Source organism: Sphingobacterium olei, from assembly GCF_005048855.1.
GTDB lineage: Bacteria > Bacteroidota > Bacteroidia > Sphingobacteriales > Sphingobacteriaceae > Sphingobacterium > Sphingobacterium olei.
Map to the genome: position 1 here is coordinate 16,791 of NZ_SUME01000008.1, position 14,336 is coordinate 31,126.

The following is a 14,336-nucleotide window of genomic DNA, read 5'->3' on the forward strand; positions in this document are numbered from 1 at the left end:
AATTTCATTCCGTAACGAAAAGGCATGAGCCACTGTACCAAAATTATTACAAAAGATGAATTCAAGGTTATTGATATTAATCAACCGTTTGACTAATTTTTACGAGCAGATCGTCAATGACATCCACAATAGACAGAATCAGGGAATTAACAACGTAGTCCTTATCGTTGAAGACCATATTTTATACCCCCCTTTATTGAGATGAAGGCCATCTTCTTGATAATAGCGCCCGCAAGGTTTTCCGGTCGTGTCTATTAATCGATGGAAAGTATTTATAAATAATATATCGTTTTCACTTGCATAATATTCAATTAAATCATTCGTTTTAATAACCTTCTCTAACAATAGAAGTCGATCAGGACTGGGTTTAATACTTACAACGGCAATATGAATTTCCGGGAATGTTTTCTGGATCAACGACACCATTCTTTTTAAGTCCTGAAGAACAGTTGCAGGAGACTTCCCTTGACTCAGATCATTATCTCCAGCATAAAGGACAATATATTCGGGATTTAAACAGGCAAATAGCTCAGGAAAAAAATAAATACAGTCTTCATATGTTGACCCTCCAAATGCTAGATTGATGAGGTGACAGGGAGCTAGATCCTCTTGCATGTCTTCCCACAAACGAAAGGTAGAACTTCCATAGAATGCTACAAGTCCAGACTTCTCAGGAATTTGCCTTACCTTAACACGCAATAACTCTATTTCGTTTCTCCATTGTATTTCTATATTGTTAATCTGCATACATTTTTTTATTACCGGAGCTTTTTATTTGTTCCTTTAATTTCTTTACTTCTCCCTTGAATTCTATATGATAGTCCCTTACAAAGTCCTTAATGTTGTCAACACCCTTGAACGAAGGATGCTCACTGATCCTAAATGCAGGTAGTATTTTGCAATATTTGGGTGCACCGTCAGCTTTTTTATCAAAGTTCAAAAGAATGATGGGTACAATATAAGGTTCTGGATCTTTCATTAATGCCAGTTTAAATGCGCCAATTTTAAATGGACCAGGGATATCATCTTCTGTACGATAAGAGGTTCCCTCGGGGCTAATGATAAGATTATATCCTTTATCCAACGTAGCTATTGCTTCGTCAAAAAAAAGTTCATTCATCTGATCTTGTTTATCAAGTGATGATACAGCAGAATGCGATGTAGCCACATTAATATACCCTAATTTTTCGTAATAATTTTGATGAGCAAATTCCTGCGATTGCGCGATACGAACCACCCGGATGCCTGGATCATTGTATTTGCGATAAAGTATTTCAGCGCTAATAAAATGGGAATCTAAGGTGATTTGAAAATTATTGTTGAGCGTATAAGCAGGATCATTTATCAAATGGTTATAAATCACTATATTGCCCGTACTTTCCGGCAAATTAGTATAGCCCTCTACCTCGAAATTAAACAAGTTACACAGATTTTGCGTCTCAATAGCACAGTCCTTACGGATTTCTAATTCACTTTTGCTTGCGAGGCTGTCGGTTACAGTAGTATATACTTTCTGTAATTGGTGCAAAAAATTAACCTCGCCAATAGTCGCTTTCATCAGTTCCAAACACATAGATGCCAACCGGCGTTCCTTTGCCTGCCCCCTAACCAATAAATCTTGTAGAATGGTAATGGCCAAAGATTTAGTCATTTTATTCCTCAACAAATGAGGAATTTTATGCAATTCTGAAGATACGTGTATTAACGTCTGATTCTGTCGGATAAGGTAACGGATTGTAAGCTCATCATAGTTAAAATTAAAGCTGAGATATCGTACAAATGCAGCATTGATATAATTGTCTATAAGCCAATTCATGCGAACGTAAAAGATAAACTTCATTTTTTCATCTTTCTCTATCAAATCAAACACACTAGACCAACTTACAAAATACAATTTGGTACTCTGTACTGCTTCAATAGTACAAAATTCGGGTTCACCAAAATATGTAGACCAGCCTACCACATATCCGGCATTCTGTACCGACCACTGACTCAGCGTTCGCTTATCTTCGTATCTTTTAAGCGATAATTTTCCTTCGCCAAGAATATATATCCCATCAGACAAAGAGTCCTGACAGCATACGACATCCTTTAATTCATACGTCTTTCTACACGCATGCTGTGCTAACTTAGCTAGTATCTCATCGTCAAAAAGACCGAAAAAAGGTGATTTCTTGAACAGAAGCGTTAACTCACCAGTATTTATAGGTTCTTTATTCGCTTTATAAGGGGCTAATACGGCTACTCTAGAAATATATTCATTTCGCGACAAAACCTTTCTTTGCCAGAAAAGAGCTTCTTTTAATAAATTGTATTGGATCTTACAGACATGTTGCTGCAACTGGAAATCCTTGATGGTATGTAAAAAAGTATGCTCATTATTTAATGGTACACGATAGAATGTAGCTTCTGGAGACGATACAATAATATCTTTTGTATTTCGACTATCAAGTTCTAGTCCATTCCAGCCAATAGGAAACATTTCTATAGCAAACTCACACACTTGGACAGCCGGAAACCTCTCGTCCAATACCATGATAAAGCTAATTGAGCCTTCGATTAACCAGTGAATATATTCTATCTTCTGATGAGCACGGCTTACATAGTCTTTCTCATTCATTGTGATTAACTGACCGTCAGGAAAGTAATTTTTTAAATATGCTAAATCTATTATCACAAATAATTCTTTTTATTTATCAAAAAAGCCGTAAAAAATACAATATTTCACAACACCCCACTAATAATAAACAAAAAAATCCAAAAATGTTCTTAAAAAATCTATTTTAAACCGATAAAAAACAAAAACTTGAATCAAAATGACATAATAAAACACACCATTATTAATAAAAAGAAATAAAAACACACGAATAACTTACATAAAATACAAAAAAATTAAAAAAAACAACAAACACTCGTTAACGACAGAAATTCCCTACCCTATTTATGTAAATTTAAATTCATTATAAAATCATTTCATGAGTATATACGCTTTACTTCGGAGATAGCAGAGATCGGAGAGATCAAGTGGTAAATTCCAAAGAAAATTCGTGATTCTCATTTTTTAATTAACTTTACTATTTAAACAAAAAACGTTATTTTTTGAAAGATAAGCCTTTAAAAATTATAGCCATATCCGATACACATGGACAGCATAGATCACTGAAACTGACCAAGGGCGATATAATCATTCATTCCGGAGACGTGAGTAAATCTGGGCGTCCGGAAGAGATTCAGGATTTTTTGGACTGGTTTTCTAAATTGAAATTTGCACATAAAATATTTATTGCAGGAAATCATGATTTTCTCTTCGAAAATGAACTTACCGATATGCTCAGCAAAATGATTCCTGAAGGAGTTACTTACCTCAATGATTCCGGTGTAGAAATAGTCGGAATCAAGATATGGGGTTCGCCGGTTACCCCTTGGTTTAATGATTGGGCATTTAATCGAGATCGAGGCGGCGAAATAAAAAAACATTGGGATTTGATACCTAATGATACGGATATACTAGTCACACACGGACCACCTTTTGGAATTTTAGACGAAACGGTCTACGGAAAACGAACTGGATGTGAAGAGTTACTAGTGCGGGTTTCCCAAGTAAAACCTAAATATCATATTTTCGGGCATATTCACGAAGATTATGGACAATTCATAAAAGGAGAAACCACGTTTATAAACGCTAGTGTTTTAGATGATTGGTATGATATGAAGAATAAGCCGTTTGAGCTGTGGGGCTAATTATCCGAATCCCTCCTAAAAAATAAAAGCCCAACTTTCATTGAGCTTTTATTTTGTGGAGCCGGAGGGTGTACTGGAACGCAAACTTAAGTGTTATAGTTGTCTTAAGCCAATGATTCAAATTTAATTTTCTTTTTTTGCTACCCGAATTTTCTAGGACAGGAAACTGAATTTATCAAATTTAGGAAATCGCAGAAAGGATATTACAAAGGCTATTTTTAAAGAAGTAAAAATTTTATTGATTAAAAGCCAGTGGATGATCTTAAAAATCATATAACTTTCGTCTGCTCTCGCTATTTAATACTGTTCACATGGAGATGCTACCTGCTTCAATTTACTTGCTTGCTCATCTGATGAGCTTGACGGAATTTAAAAAGACAAAAGGTATTAAAGGTGTGGCTTAATACCTTCTTTGATCAGCAATGGTGTATCACCATTCGGATTTCTTTTAAAATCAAGCATAGGAATAGAATAGCCCATTCAACAGTCATTGAAATGGGCTTTTTCTTAGGCATTTTTTTGCTAGATTAAATTCTATATCCTCCTGAAACTTCGATTCTTTGCGCATTTATCCATTTGGAATCATCGGAACCAAGGAATGCGACCACACTTCCAATATCATCCGGCAATCCTACTCTTCCTAGAGCTGCTTCGGAAGCTAAGTGTTTATTTACTTCTGACATGTCACGAACAACACCGCCATCAAAATCAGTTTCGATAGCACCTGGAGCAAGCGCATTGACTCTTATTTTTCTATGCCCCAGTTCCAAAGCTTGGTATCTTGATAGCGCATCTATGGCAGCTTTCATAGCGCCATACGCAGAGTATCCTGGAGATGAGAATCTGGCCAAACCTGAAGAAATATTCACGATACTGCTTCCGTCATTTAATAGGGGTAGTAGTTTCTGCGTTAAGAAATATGGACCTTTGAAATGGATATTTGTCATGAGATCGACGATTTCTTCTGTCGTCGTTTCAAAGCTCTGGTTGATCCCTATGCCTGCGTTGTTTACGAGTGCATCCAGTTTTGCGGAAGAAAATTGTGTATCCAAGATGTTTTTCACTTCAGTTGTGAATTGATCGAAACCTGCCGTTGTTGAGATATCAAGAGATAATGCAAATGCTTTTTGTCCGATACTCTCAATTTCCTTTACCACCTCATCGGCAAATTCTCTTTTGGTTTGATACGTAAGGATAATATCGAAACCTTTTTTTGCAAGTTGCAAAACGGAATCTTTACCCAATCCACGGCTTGCACCTGTTACTAATGCTATTTTTTGTGTCATTTTTTATTGTTTTATAGATTATGATGATGTTTTAGAACGCAGCATGTACTTTTTTATACGGTTGCTTTTTTAGATGTTAACTTTAGAAGTCGGTATTTATTGCATCGTCTTTTAGACTAAAGAAAAATCGCGAAAGCATGACTGGTTCTATCAAAGCGTTATATTTTCAATTTAAAAAGCTTCCTCTAAATTCATTTGGTGTACGCCCAACTTCTTTCTTAAAAAGACGTGAAAAGTAGGTGGTATTTTCAAAGCCTAGCAGATACGAAATTTCAGAGATATTGAGTTCTCCTTCGGTCAATAAATTTTTTGCCTCACCGATTAAAAAAAGATGAATAAGCTCTAACGCCGTCTTCCCTGTCTCTTCTTTAAGCAGATCAGTTAGATAACGAGAAGAAATATTTAATTTTTCTGCCATTAGAGCGACTGTCGGCAATCCGATTTCTTTTGTTTTTCGTTCTTCAAGATTAGCAACGAGCAAGGCATTAAACTTTGTAACTGTCGCGCCGGTTAACTGCTTTCGGTTGATGAATTGTCTTTTATAAAATCGCTGTGCGTATTTTAATAAAGAATCCAGATGGCTGATAATAATTGATTTGCTGAGTTCGTCCGTATTATTATGGTACTCTTTTTCGATGTTGAAATACAAATTCCAGATGATCTCCTCTTCTGCAGGAGAAAGGTGTAAGGCTTCGTTGACTTCATAGTCGAAATAACTGTACTTCTTGATTTCGTTGTACAGGGCTGTTCCGGCTAAAAAATCTTCATGGATAATGATTAGAAAGCCTTTTTCTTCTAGCATAACATTTTGGAATGCCACTTTCTGCAACGGCTTTATGAATGACAGCGAACCCCGGTCATGGTCATATTTAGTTTTACCATAAGACATGCTTCCGGATTTCAATTTTTTGAATCCGATGATGTAAAATCCAGAGGAAAATTCAAGTTTATTATTTCCCTTGCACATATCTTGTTCTCCATAAACTACGCTGAAAAGTGGGTTTTCAGGTGGATTGATACCGAAAGCCTCGTGAAGTTCACTTATTTTGTTGAAATGATCCATCTTTTTAAAGCCATATTAAAAACAGATTTCAGAAAATTCAGATTCTGCTTGTTTTAAATTCTGTTAACCGTGTGCTGCTACGGAGATATCTTGCCAAGATTCCCAGGTTTTAAGACGCTCGGCATACGTGTGTTGTGTCCAGGTGAATGTGTTTTTGCCCAACAGCAGTCTCAATGGTGGATTTTCGGCATCAACTAAACTTAGGATAGCTGTAGCCGTGGCATCTGGATCGCCAGAATCTTGGTCTGCTGCGTGATCATAGAAACCTTTTCTTATGGTATCGTAAGCAGCAACTGTTGTGCTGACCGCAAGAGAATTGTTTCCAAAGAAATCTGTAGCGAATCCGCTCGGTTCTACAATGGTTACTTGAATGCCAAAACCGCTTACTTCGCTGGCCAATGTTTCTGTAAGCCCTTCAACTGCAAATTTAGTGGCACTGTAAAGACCCATTAACGGTACTGTATTTAATCCCAAAGCACTTGAAAGCTGAATAATCCGACCCGAATTTTGCGCACGCATAATTGGTAAAACCGCCTGAATCATCCATAATGAACCCAATACATTGGTTTCAAATTGCGCTCTTACATCGTCCTCGTTAAGTTCTTCTACAGCTCCAACGTGTCCAAAACCTGCATTATTTATCAGTACATCGATACTTCCAAAATGGTTTTTTGCGGTTTCAATTGCTTCAAAGCTTCCAATTCTGTCTGTAACATCAAGTTTAAGAACCAAAAGATTTGATGAAAATTCTTGATTCAGTTCTGCTAAGGTTTCGGGATTACGAACAGCCGCCACGACATTATCGCCACGTCTTAAAAATGCTTCCGCCCAAATTCTTCCGAAGCCACGAGATGTACCTGTTATAAAAATTGTCTTTGCCATTCTATTATTTTTAAATACTTGATATGGACAAATTTCCGCAAATTTTTACCTGCTATTATGATACAAAAGTAGGCAATAATGAAACGTTTTTACCAACCTTTACTGGCGATCAAATTCAATTTTCTAGTTGTCGTTCAGTTTTTTACTTTGTTTTTGGTTTTTTTTCAAACAATGCTCTATTGAATTTAACAACATCGGGATGAGACGGGTAGCTTGACCTAGCTGAAAGTTCAACAATAGCTTTATCTCTCAAAATAGGTGCATTTTCTTTCACACCATCTGCCAATGCCTGTTTTAACTCTGCTGCATCCAATTCTGTACAGTAAGCTGGTGTTCCCGGCTGGTGTCTCCAGGATTCGGAAAGATTACCCGAATCAACTGCATCGTAACCAGCATCATTAACCAATGCGGCTATTACCTTTTTTGCCTCTGCGTCATCACCGGCTACAGCCATTGCAATTCTGTCTTCTGCACCAGGTTTTTTTCCACCACTGGCAAGTGTTTCCGCCAGTAAGTTATTGAAAGCTTTTACTACAGGTCTTCCCAATTGTTCAGATACCCAAACACTCTCTACCTTACCATTTTTGATTTCTTCAATATCTGCATCACGGAATGGATAATAATTGGAAGTATCGACCACAATTACATTTTCCGGGACGTCTGCGAATAAATCTTTGGGCAGAGTGGGGATGGCGATAGTCGGTAAAGATAGAATAATGACATCTACATCCTTTACCACATCTTTCTGCTGAGCAGCTGTTACACCCAACTCCGCAGCACGGGCATTCAATTGATCGATGTCGCTTGCATTATTTATTTTCACTTGGTGACCGGCCTCAGCCATTTTTTTGGCGATTGTTCCGCCTATGGCTCCAGTACCTATTATTCCTATTTTCATATGTTATTTATTTTTAAATGGATTGTATATCGTCATTCTAGTATCTATTTGATAGTCAAAAGCAGTTCGTTACGCTGCGTTGTACAGTGCAAAGTTATACTTATATCACTATCAATTGTATAGGACTTTCCTTTAGGAAAGTCGGTTTGTCGTTTAAAACTGCTAAAAGCGATATTTACTGATCATAATAAATTATACTTTCCTTTAGGTAACTACTATCTTTTGGTTAGTAATTTTCCCGTAATTTTGTAAGGTGTAAAAATGTTTGGATCGATACTTTAGAAAATCTCGTGTTGAGATAAGGCATTTAAATAAATCACCAAGTAATATGGGTAATAAAAAGAAATTGAAACTTGCCGCCATTATCGAAGGTACAGGTTGGAATCATACCTCTTGGCTACATCCGGATATGCCGGCAGACGCCAGCGAAAATATTGACTTTTATGTTCAACAGGCCAAACTTGCGGAAGATGCCAAATTTGAAAGTTTATTTCTGATTGACGTCAGCCACGTTGGTCCAGGAAATATTCCGCATTATCTGAGTATGTTTGAAGGCGTCTCTATCATGTCTGCCTTAGCCATGAAGACCGAACGAATAGGACTTTCTATGACGGCTTCAAGTTCTTATACAGATCCTTATAATGTAGCGCGTCAGGTCCTGTCTTTAGATAAAATAAGCCGAGGAAGAGCGTCACTGAATGCGATTACTTCCAATCCGGGAGGGATGGTTAATTTCAGTCGAGGGCACTTGTCGAAAGCAGACCAGTATCCTATGCACCGCGAGTTTTTAGAAATTATAAGGAACTTGTGGGACACCTATGAGGACGATGCATTTGTAAGGGATAAAGAAAATGGAATCTTTTTGAATCAGTACAAAATGCATTTAACAAACTACAGAGGGCAATATTTTTCTGTCGAAGGTCCGTTGAATATAAGCCGTTCTGTTCAGGGAAGACCTGTTTTATACACTGCTGGCAGTTCGCCAACATTTGTTGACATGGCTACTACTTACACGGATGGTGCTTTTATAGGCGGTTTTTCGCTGCAAGAGATAAAACATACGGCCATGGCACTTAGAAAAAAATTGGATGAGAAGAATAGAAATCCGGACAACTTTGTGATCGCCACTTCGCAAAATCCAATCGTGGGAAGAACGGATGCTGAAGCTTATCAAAAATATATGGAGCTGGTGGCACTGAATCCGTATCAGCGAATTGCACCACCGCTATTTTTTGGGTCTGCCGAAAGTGTTGCTGATGAAATTCAGAATTGGTACGAAGGGGGAATTATGGATATGCTGATGATCAAACAAGATCATCCGTATGGTCTCAGAGACTTTATCGAATTGGTCGTTCCTATATTACAAGAACGAGGAATCTTCCATACCGAGTATGAAGAAACAACGCTTCGTGGAAACCTCGAGCTTCCAAAACCAGCATTCAGAAACTTTTAGTCACATCAATCTATTTGCTTTTCAACATGGGAGCAATTTAAACGGATTCAGTGTCTTTTGTTAATTGCTATCAATAATAAAGTTTCAATTGATAACTTTGCGTTGATTTATTTGATAAGAGAGTAGGTGCTGTTATTCTTGTAATCTGTTATTTAATAAAATCAAAATTTCGAAAAAATGAAGAAACATATCGCTCACTCCATTTTAGAACTCGCCATCGTATCAGAAGGCAGTACATTTAGACAAACATTACAGCAGTCGCTGGAACTGGCTAAAGTGGCAGAGGCAAATAATTATAAACGTTATTGGTTTGCCGAACATCATAATTCGGCTTCGGTAGGCAGCAGTGCCACTTCGCTACTCATACTTTATGTAGCCGAAAACACCAGTACAATAAGAGTAGGGTCGGGTGGCATTATGCTACCCAATCATTCTCCTTTAATCATTGCGGAGCAATTTGGAACATTGGCGCATCTTTATCCAAACCGGATTGATCTAGGTCTGGGAAGAGCGCCAGGTACAGATACGCTGACGGCTCAAGAAATCCGATCGGACTTTATGAAAGCAGCGCACTCTTTTCCTGCGGAAATTGAGAAAATTGAGCATTACTTTTCAAATTCTAACAGCACAGGGAAGGTTAGAGCACCGATCGCAGAAGATGCCGATGTTCCTATTTACATCTTGGGATCGAGTACAGATAGTGCGCATCTAGCTGCTCGAAAAGGATTGCCTTATGCATTTGCAAGCCATTTTGCCACAGATCACTTAATGTCGGCATTAAAAATCTATCGGGATGAGTTTCAACCTTCTGAAATGATGGAAAAACCTTACACGATTGCGGGTGTCAATGTGATTATTGCTGAAACGGATGAAGAAGCACAAAAATTGTTTACATCAGTGATCAGGATGTTTTTGGGTATTTTGACTGGAAATTCTCAGCCGCTGCATCCACCAACAGAAATGACGGATGATTTGCAGGATATTTTCCATCATCCAAGTGTACATAAGATGCTTAAATATTCCTTTGTGGGGACTAAGGAAACCGTAAAAGAACAGACGAAAGCGTTTCTGGAACAAACGCAAGTGGATGAACTGATCGTTGTATCGACGATTTATGATTTTAAGGATCGAATCAAGTCGACAGAATTGTTTGCTGAAGTAATGAAAGAAATCAATGCGGTCGATAGCGTTATCTAAAATTAACGTAACCGGCTCATCAGTATAGTAAAATTAAAACAATGGCACAAAAAAAAGTTCACTGTGACTGTCTAGAGACTATAAAACCAGTGCGAGATACTTTGGATGTTATCAATGGGAAATGGAAAATACCCATCATCATATCAGTTGGTGTTGGCAATGATCGCTTCACAGATATCCAAGAGAGTATACCCGGAATCTCACCGAAAGTATTGGCGAAAGAACTGAAAGATCTGGAGCAGCATAAACTGCTCAGGAGAATTATTATAGATGAATATCCAGTAAAGATCTCTTACCAGCTTGAGGAATATGCAGACACGTTGACCCCATTAATTTATGCTCTTAAAGATTGGGGTATTAATCATAGGAAAAAGGTGACGGAGAAATGATCATTTGTTTTCCTGACAATTTAGCTCAATCGAGGATGCATTTACGAAATAAACTTAGGAAGTATTTTTCCAACGAATTTTGATTGCAGACAATGTTGGAAGTTCTAAACGCTGTTCCTTTACGATGTTGAAGCCCTGCTTTAAGTAAAAGTTTAGTGGCGATAGGTAAAGTTCACCATTAACTTTGATGTCCTGGTTATGATCAATCACCCAGCCGCTAAGTATTTCTTCATTAGTTTTTAAATAGCTCATGATTTTGGAACCGATACCCTGCCCTTGAATAGAACTAGAAAGGATTATTGCAAACCATTTTTCTTGATCTCTGATGAACTTTGTTGCCCATCCAACAATTTCCTTGTTTAATTGAACAAGAATATGCGTGGGACTTTCTAACCCATTGATATAGGTCTCAAAATCTTCTACCGCGTCGTAGGCTAATTTAGCTGGGTACTCACCATTCCAAAGTTTCATAACGCTCTCTTCCTCACCAGGAGAAAGTGAATTGGTAAAGGAAAACCTTAAATGACTATTATTCATCGAATAAATCCTTTCTCATCTGAGTAAGTTCCCTCTCTAATTTATCAATCATCATTTGCGGATTATTTGAGATATAGGTTGTTTCTTCGGCCAAATTGTCTCAAAGTATTCGCAGACCAGCTCCATATCGAGAGTTGGTTGCAAACTATGATCACTGAGTTCTCGTGTGTAGTAATCCCAATGAACCTTTTGCCAATAGCCTAAGCTTCTGTCTCCTTCACCCTCAATGAAAGCATATTCCGCTGTGATATCTTCAAACTTTACAATCTCCACTTTAACTGTTTTGATGATTGCCTCGGGAGTTCCATGCCAATCGGTCACGATAGCCAGATCTCCGTTTGTAGGTAGTTTTTCTTCGTGGATTTGCAACCAGGATAAGGAATGTGTGGTAGCTTGTTTAATACCTTTGTTTACGAGGTCAGCACATTCATTTGTATCCTTTTCGTTATCACAAAAGTAATAAGATGGTGGCATTTCTACACCACTATATTCCGGCATTTCATTTTGAAATTCTTTCCAAAAACTATCTATCATATTTCTTCAATTAACCTATGATCTATCGCAATTTACAAAATAAAGTTAGGAAATATGTGACCATTTTGACCCATTACCGCCATTTACTATTCTGCTATAAACTGAGGATAATAAGATAAAATAGTATCATTACCTTTTGTGGTACGATAAGACCTAAAAATTGGGTCTTACCGTACCACAAAAGGTAATCGCAAGTCCGTTAAATAGATGGTTTGTACCCAAATTTATTTTCTTTTGTTTTTAATATGCTGTAAATTTGTATAAATGAACGCAATAAAGGATATATCCCAAATCTTTCTCAAATACTTATTTTGGGATGTCGATCCAAAGAATTTAGATATTCAGGATGACAGGGATTTTATTATCCCTAGAGCGCTAATTGCTACAACTGCAGAAACGTTTGTTAAAGATATCCAACCCTTGGAACAGCTTTATAGTAAAACCCAAATTGTTAAAGAATTACAAAAAACAAAAGAACGCATTAGTAATGAGGTCTGTAAACTTGTTGCTCGTCGTTATCATGTCAGGCAATTTTTACGTTATCAATAATGTCTGCTATTTTTCCAGGTCTGTTAAAGACTATTCGTGAATTACAATCTTTTAAAAGTTTTGAGGGGTCTGCTTTTAAATGGTGGCACTAACTTAGCGATCCGATATAATCATCGGATATCCACGGATATCGACATCTTTTTTCCTCATATTATCGGAAAAGCAGGTTCCCTTAAGATATTGTAAAGCGAAAAGCAATATTAGCCATTCCATAAAAGTTGCGCAAAGGCTAGTGTCGGAGTTAAAGCGTTCCGAATTAGCACAATATGCTTCTTTGTAGAGTTTTTAAACTTTGGGAGTGTTGGAGCTAGTGTCGGAGCTTATATATGCATATTCCACAAGAAAATTAAAGTGAATTCTGGGATCGTATGCAAACCTCCTGTGATTTTTATAGCCTATTAACAAAAATGGAAGTCACGGCGTTCATGGCCGTTAATCGTACTGTGTATAAACTTAATAGAAGGTTTTTTCGCAAGTAACCAAGTTGGTAACTAGCTTCGACGAAAGTCCTTTTCTAAACAATAGTTTCTTCCAACTATGCTTTCCATTAGGATAAAACCTCTATCCGGATCCGTATAGGCATGTAGAATACGGCTAAAGTTCTTAGGCGCATTCTTTCGATCAACCTTTTTCACGAATAATCTGCAGGTCTTTATCTATCATCACAACGGCAACTTTCAAGACGGTTCTATTTTTCTCTGTATGCCCGATATATGTTGCCTCTTCCTTTTATTGAGCTTTTATTTTGTGGAGCCGGAGGGTGTACTGAAAGGCAACCTTAAGTCGTGTAGTTGTCTTAAGCCAATGATTCAAAGTCATAAGATTGTTTGTCTATCCTGTACCAATTACAGTTTACGGCATCAAGGTCAAACACTTCAATGAAGGCAAAACCAACCTTAGTCAAAATCTTGTTTGATCCATTATTCAGACAATCTGCGATGGCATACATTTCGTCTAACCCTAACTCCTTAAAACCATAATCAAGTGAAGCTATTGCTGCTTCAGTCGCAAAACCTTTTCCCCAGTAACGTCTAATTAACCGATAGCCAAGATCATAATAATCCCTGTGTCCATTCGTTTCTTCCGTGATATACTTCAGCCCTGCCCATCCCATAAACTCATTCTTTTGCTTATCGATTACTGCCCACCTTCCGATACCGTGTTTAAAGTATTGTTTTCTAATAAAGTCGATAATAGCCGCGACCTGCCCCTTATCTTTTATCGGATTGTTTCCTAAATATTTATGCACTTCCGGATCGGAGTCCAATTCGAACATGCCATCAATATCTGTCGGTACTATTTCTCTTAAAATTAAACGTTCTGTTTCTGCATATATTTTCATCATTACATTGATTAGTATTCTATATTGTCGCTATTATCTCGTCCATTTTTAGACGTTTTACAACAGTGCCTGTATTCTCCCAGGTTTCGTTTAAGACTTCTTCTAAGAGCTATAGTAGTGCCTGGTAGCTTTTTACCATCTTGTTGTATTTTCAAGAATTCTGTATCACTTAAAAATTCGTTAATACTACGATAGCAGTACTTACTAATCAGCCAATTAATATGCTGCAAAATGAATTGCTTCGGCCGATCCTTGGAGATATACATTTGTGGTAATATGTGGATTCATTAAGTATAAACAAAGCATCCTCACCGAATTGGGCTTACCAAGCTATTATACCGTCGGGGCTGATCTGTATACCAAATTCTGTTCGGTAATCTCTTATTAAATGGTGTATACTTATTGCCTATTTTTCGATCACTCTTGGTTAGGAAGAAAGTAAGTAATATAGTCATCTAACTCTTA

Annotated in this window: 14 protein-coding genes; 5 read left to right on the forward strand and 9 right to left on the reverse strand. The window is 37.4% G+C overall.

Features of this window, described 5'->3' with window-relative positions; genetic code table 11:
• Nucleotides 1-138 precede the first annotated feature (138 nt).
• Entirely contained in the window at nucleotides 139-747 is a 609-nt protein-coding gene (locus FAZ15_RS17610) for a GDSL-type esterase/lipase family protein (protein ID WP_136902636.1), read from the reverse strand.
• Nucleotides 737-2,677, reverse strand: a complete 1,941-nt coding sequence (locus tag FAZ15_RS17615) for a cyclic nucleotide-binding domain-containing protein (protein WP_136902637.1) — start codon at nucleotides 2,675-2,677, stop codon at nucleotides 737-739. Before FAZ15_RS17615 ends, FAZ15_RS17610 begins: the two co-directional genes overlap by 11 nt.
• Before the next feature lie 422 nt (nucleotides 2,678-3,099).
• On the opposite strand from FAZ15_RS17615, the gene FAZ15_RS17620 reads away from it, so the two are divergent.
• Nucleotides 3,100-3,741: a metallophosphatase domain-containing protein gene (locus FAZ15_RS17620; protein WP_136902638.1), complete on the forward strand. Its 642-nt coding sequence runs from the start codon at nucleotides 3,100-3,102 to the stop codon at nucleotides 3,739-3,741.
• A gap of 527 nt (nucleotides 3,742-4,268) precedes the next feature.
• Here FAZ15_RS17620 and FAZ15_RS17625 read toward each other — a convergent pair.
• From FAZ15_RS17625 to FAZ15_RS17640, 4 genes are all read right to left on the reverse strand, one after another.
• Nucleotides 4,269-5,027, reverse strand: a complete 759-nt coding sequence (locus FAZ15_RS17625) for an SDR family NAD(P)-dependent oxidoreductase (RefSeq protein WP_136902639.1) — start codon at nucleotides 5,025-5,027, stop codon at nucleotides 4,269-4,271.
• 166 nt (nucleotides 5,028-5,193) lie between these two features.
• Nucleotides 5,194-6,090, reverse strand: coding sequence for a helix-turn-helix domain-containing protein (locus FAZ15_RS17630; RefSeq protein ID WP_136902640.1), 897 nt, complete (start codon nucleotides 6,088-6,090; stop codon nucleotides 5,194-5,196).
• Nucleotides 6,091-6,153: 63 nt separating this feature from the next.
• Nucleotides 6,154-6,972: an SDR family NAD(P)-dependent oxidoreductase gene (locus FAZ15_RS17635; RefSeq protein ID WP_136902641.1), complete on the reverse strand. Its 819-nt coding sequence runs from the start codon at nucleotides 6,970-6,972 to the stop codon at nucleotides 6,154-6,156.
• A 142-nt stretch (nucleotides 6,973-7,114) separates the two neighbouring features.
• Nucleotides 7,115-7,870: an NADPH-dependent F420 reductase gene (locus FAZ15_RS17640; protein WP_136902642.1), complete on the reverse strand. Its 756-nt coding sequence runs from the start codon at nucleotides 7,868-7,870 to the stop codon at nucleotides 7,115-7,117.
• A gap of 328 nt (nucleotides 7,871-8,198) precedes the next feature.
• Between FAZ15_RS17640 and FAZ15_RS17645 the strand changes: the two genes are divergently transcribed.
• From FAZ15_RS17645 to FAZ15_RS17655, 3 genes are all read left to right on the forward strand, one after another.
• A complete protein-coding gene (locus FAZ15_RS17645) occupies nucleotides 8,199-9,323 on the forward strand; it encodes an LLM class flavin-dependent oxidoreductase (protein WP_136902643.1) in 1,125 nt (374 codons plus the stop codon).
• A 177-nt stretch (nucleotides 9,324-9,500) separates the two neighbouring features.
• Nucleotides 9,501-10,520, forward strand: coding sequence for an LLM class flavin-dependent oxidoreductase (locus FAZ15_RS17650; protein WP_136902644.1), 1,020 nt, complete (start codon nucleotides 9,501-9,503; stop codon nucleotides 10,518-10,520).
• An 89-nt stretch (nucleotides 10,521-10,609) separates the two neighbouring features.
• Nucleotides 10,610-10,909 (forward strand): winged helix-turn-helix transcriptional regulator, encoded by a 300-nt coding sequence (locus FAZ15_RS17655; RefSeq protein WP_202912446.1) that lies wholly within the window; start codon nucleotides 10,610-10,612, stop codon nucleotides 10,907-10,909.
• A 54-nt stretch (nucleotides 10,910-10,963) separates the two neighbouring features.
• Here the strand turns inward: FAZ15_RS17655 and FAZ15_RS17660 are convergent, their stop codons facing one another.
• On the reverse strand, nucleotides 10,964-11,380 hold the full coding sequence (locus tag FAZ15_RS17660) for a GNAT family N-acetyltransferase (RefSeq protein WP_202912447.1): 417 nt from the start codon (nucleotides 11,378-11,380) through the stop codon (nucleotides 10,964-10,966).
• A 117-nt stretch (nucleotides 11,381-11,497) separates the two neighbouring features.
• The gene (locus tag FAZ15_RS17665; RefSeq protein WP_136902647.1) at nucleotides 11,498-11,980 is read right to left on the reverse strand and encodes an ASCH domain-containing protein; all 483 of its coding nucleotides are present in this window, start codon (nucleotides 11,978-11,980) and stop codon (nucleotides 11,498-11,500) included.
• Between the two features lie 264 nt (nucleotides 11,981-12,244).
• Here FAZ15_RS17665 and FAZ15_RS17670 point away from each other — a divergent pair, with 264 nt between their 5' ends.
• The gene (locus tag FAZ15_RS17670; protein ID WP_136902648.1) at nucleotides 12,245-12,529 is read left to right on the forward strand and encodes a DUF6922 domain-containing protein; all 285 of its coding nucleotides are present in this window, start codon (nucleotides 12,245-12,247) and stop codon (nucleotides 12,527-12,529) included.
• Nucleotides 12,530-13,325: 796 nt separating this feature from the next.
• Here FAZ15_RS17670 and FAZ15_RS17680 read toward each other — a convergent pair.
• Nucleotides 13,326-13,874, reverse strand: coding sequence for a GNAT family N-acetyltransferase (locus FAZ15_RS17680; RefSeq protein ID WP_202912448.1), 549 nt, complete (start codon nucleotides 13,872-13,874; stop codon nucleotides 13,326-13,328).
• Nucleotides 13,875-14,336 lie beyond the last annotated feature (462 nt).

Coding starts and splice junctions, on each gene's coding strand:
- FAZ15_RS17635 (WP_136902641.1), bottom strand. CDS start 6,972: ATGGCAAAGACAATTTTTATAACAGGTACATCTCGTGGCTTCGGAAGA.
- FAZ15_RS17610 (WP_136902636.1), bottom strand. CDS start 747: ATGCAGATTAACAATATAGAAATACAATGGAGAAACGAAATAGAGTTA.
- FAZ15_RS17630 (WP_136902640.1), bottom strand. CDS start 6,090: ATGGATCATTTCAACAAAATAAGTGAACTTCACGAGGCTTTCGGTATC.
- FAZ15_RS17670 (WP_136902648.1), top strand. CDS start 12,245: ATGAACGCAATAAAGGATATATCCCAAATCTTTCTCAAATACTTATTT.
- FAZ15_RS17640 (WP_136902642.1), bottom strand. CDS start 7,870: ATGAAAATAGGAATAATAGGTACTGGAGCCATAGGCGGAACAATCGCC.
- FAZ15_RS17650 (WP_136902644.1), top strand. CDS start 9,501: ATGAAGAAACATATCGCTCACTCCATTTTAGAACTCGCCATCGTATCA.
- FAZ15_RS17680 (WP_202912448.1), bottom strand. CDS start 13,874: ATGATGAAAATATATGCAGAAACAGAACGTTTAATTTTAAGAGAAATA.
- FAZ15_RS17660 (WP_202912447.1), bottom strand. CDS start 11,380: ATGAAACTTTGGAATGGTGAGTACCCAGCTAAATTAGCCTACGACGCG.
- FAZ15_RS17625 (WP_136902639.1), bottom strand. CDS start 5,027: ATGACACAAAAAATAGCATTAGTAACAGGTGCAAGCCGTGGATTGGGT.
- FAZ15_RS17665 (WP_136902647.1), bottom strand. CDS start 11,980: ATGATAGATAGTTTTTGGAAAGAATTTCAAAATGAAATGCCGGAATAT.
- FAZ15_RS17645 (WP_136902643.1), top strand. CDS start 8,199: ATGGGTAATAAAAAGAAATTGAAACTTGCCGCCATTATCGAAGGTACA.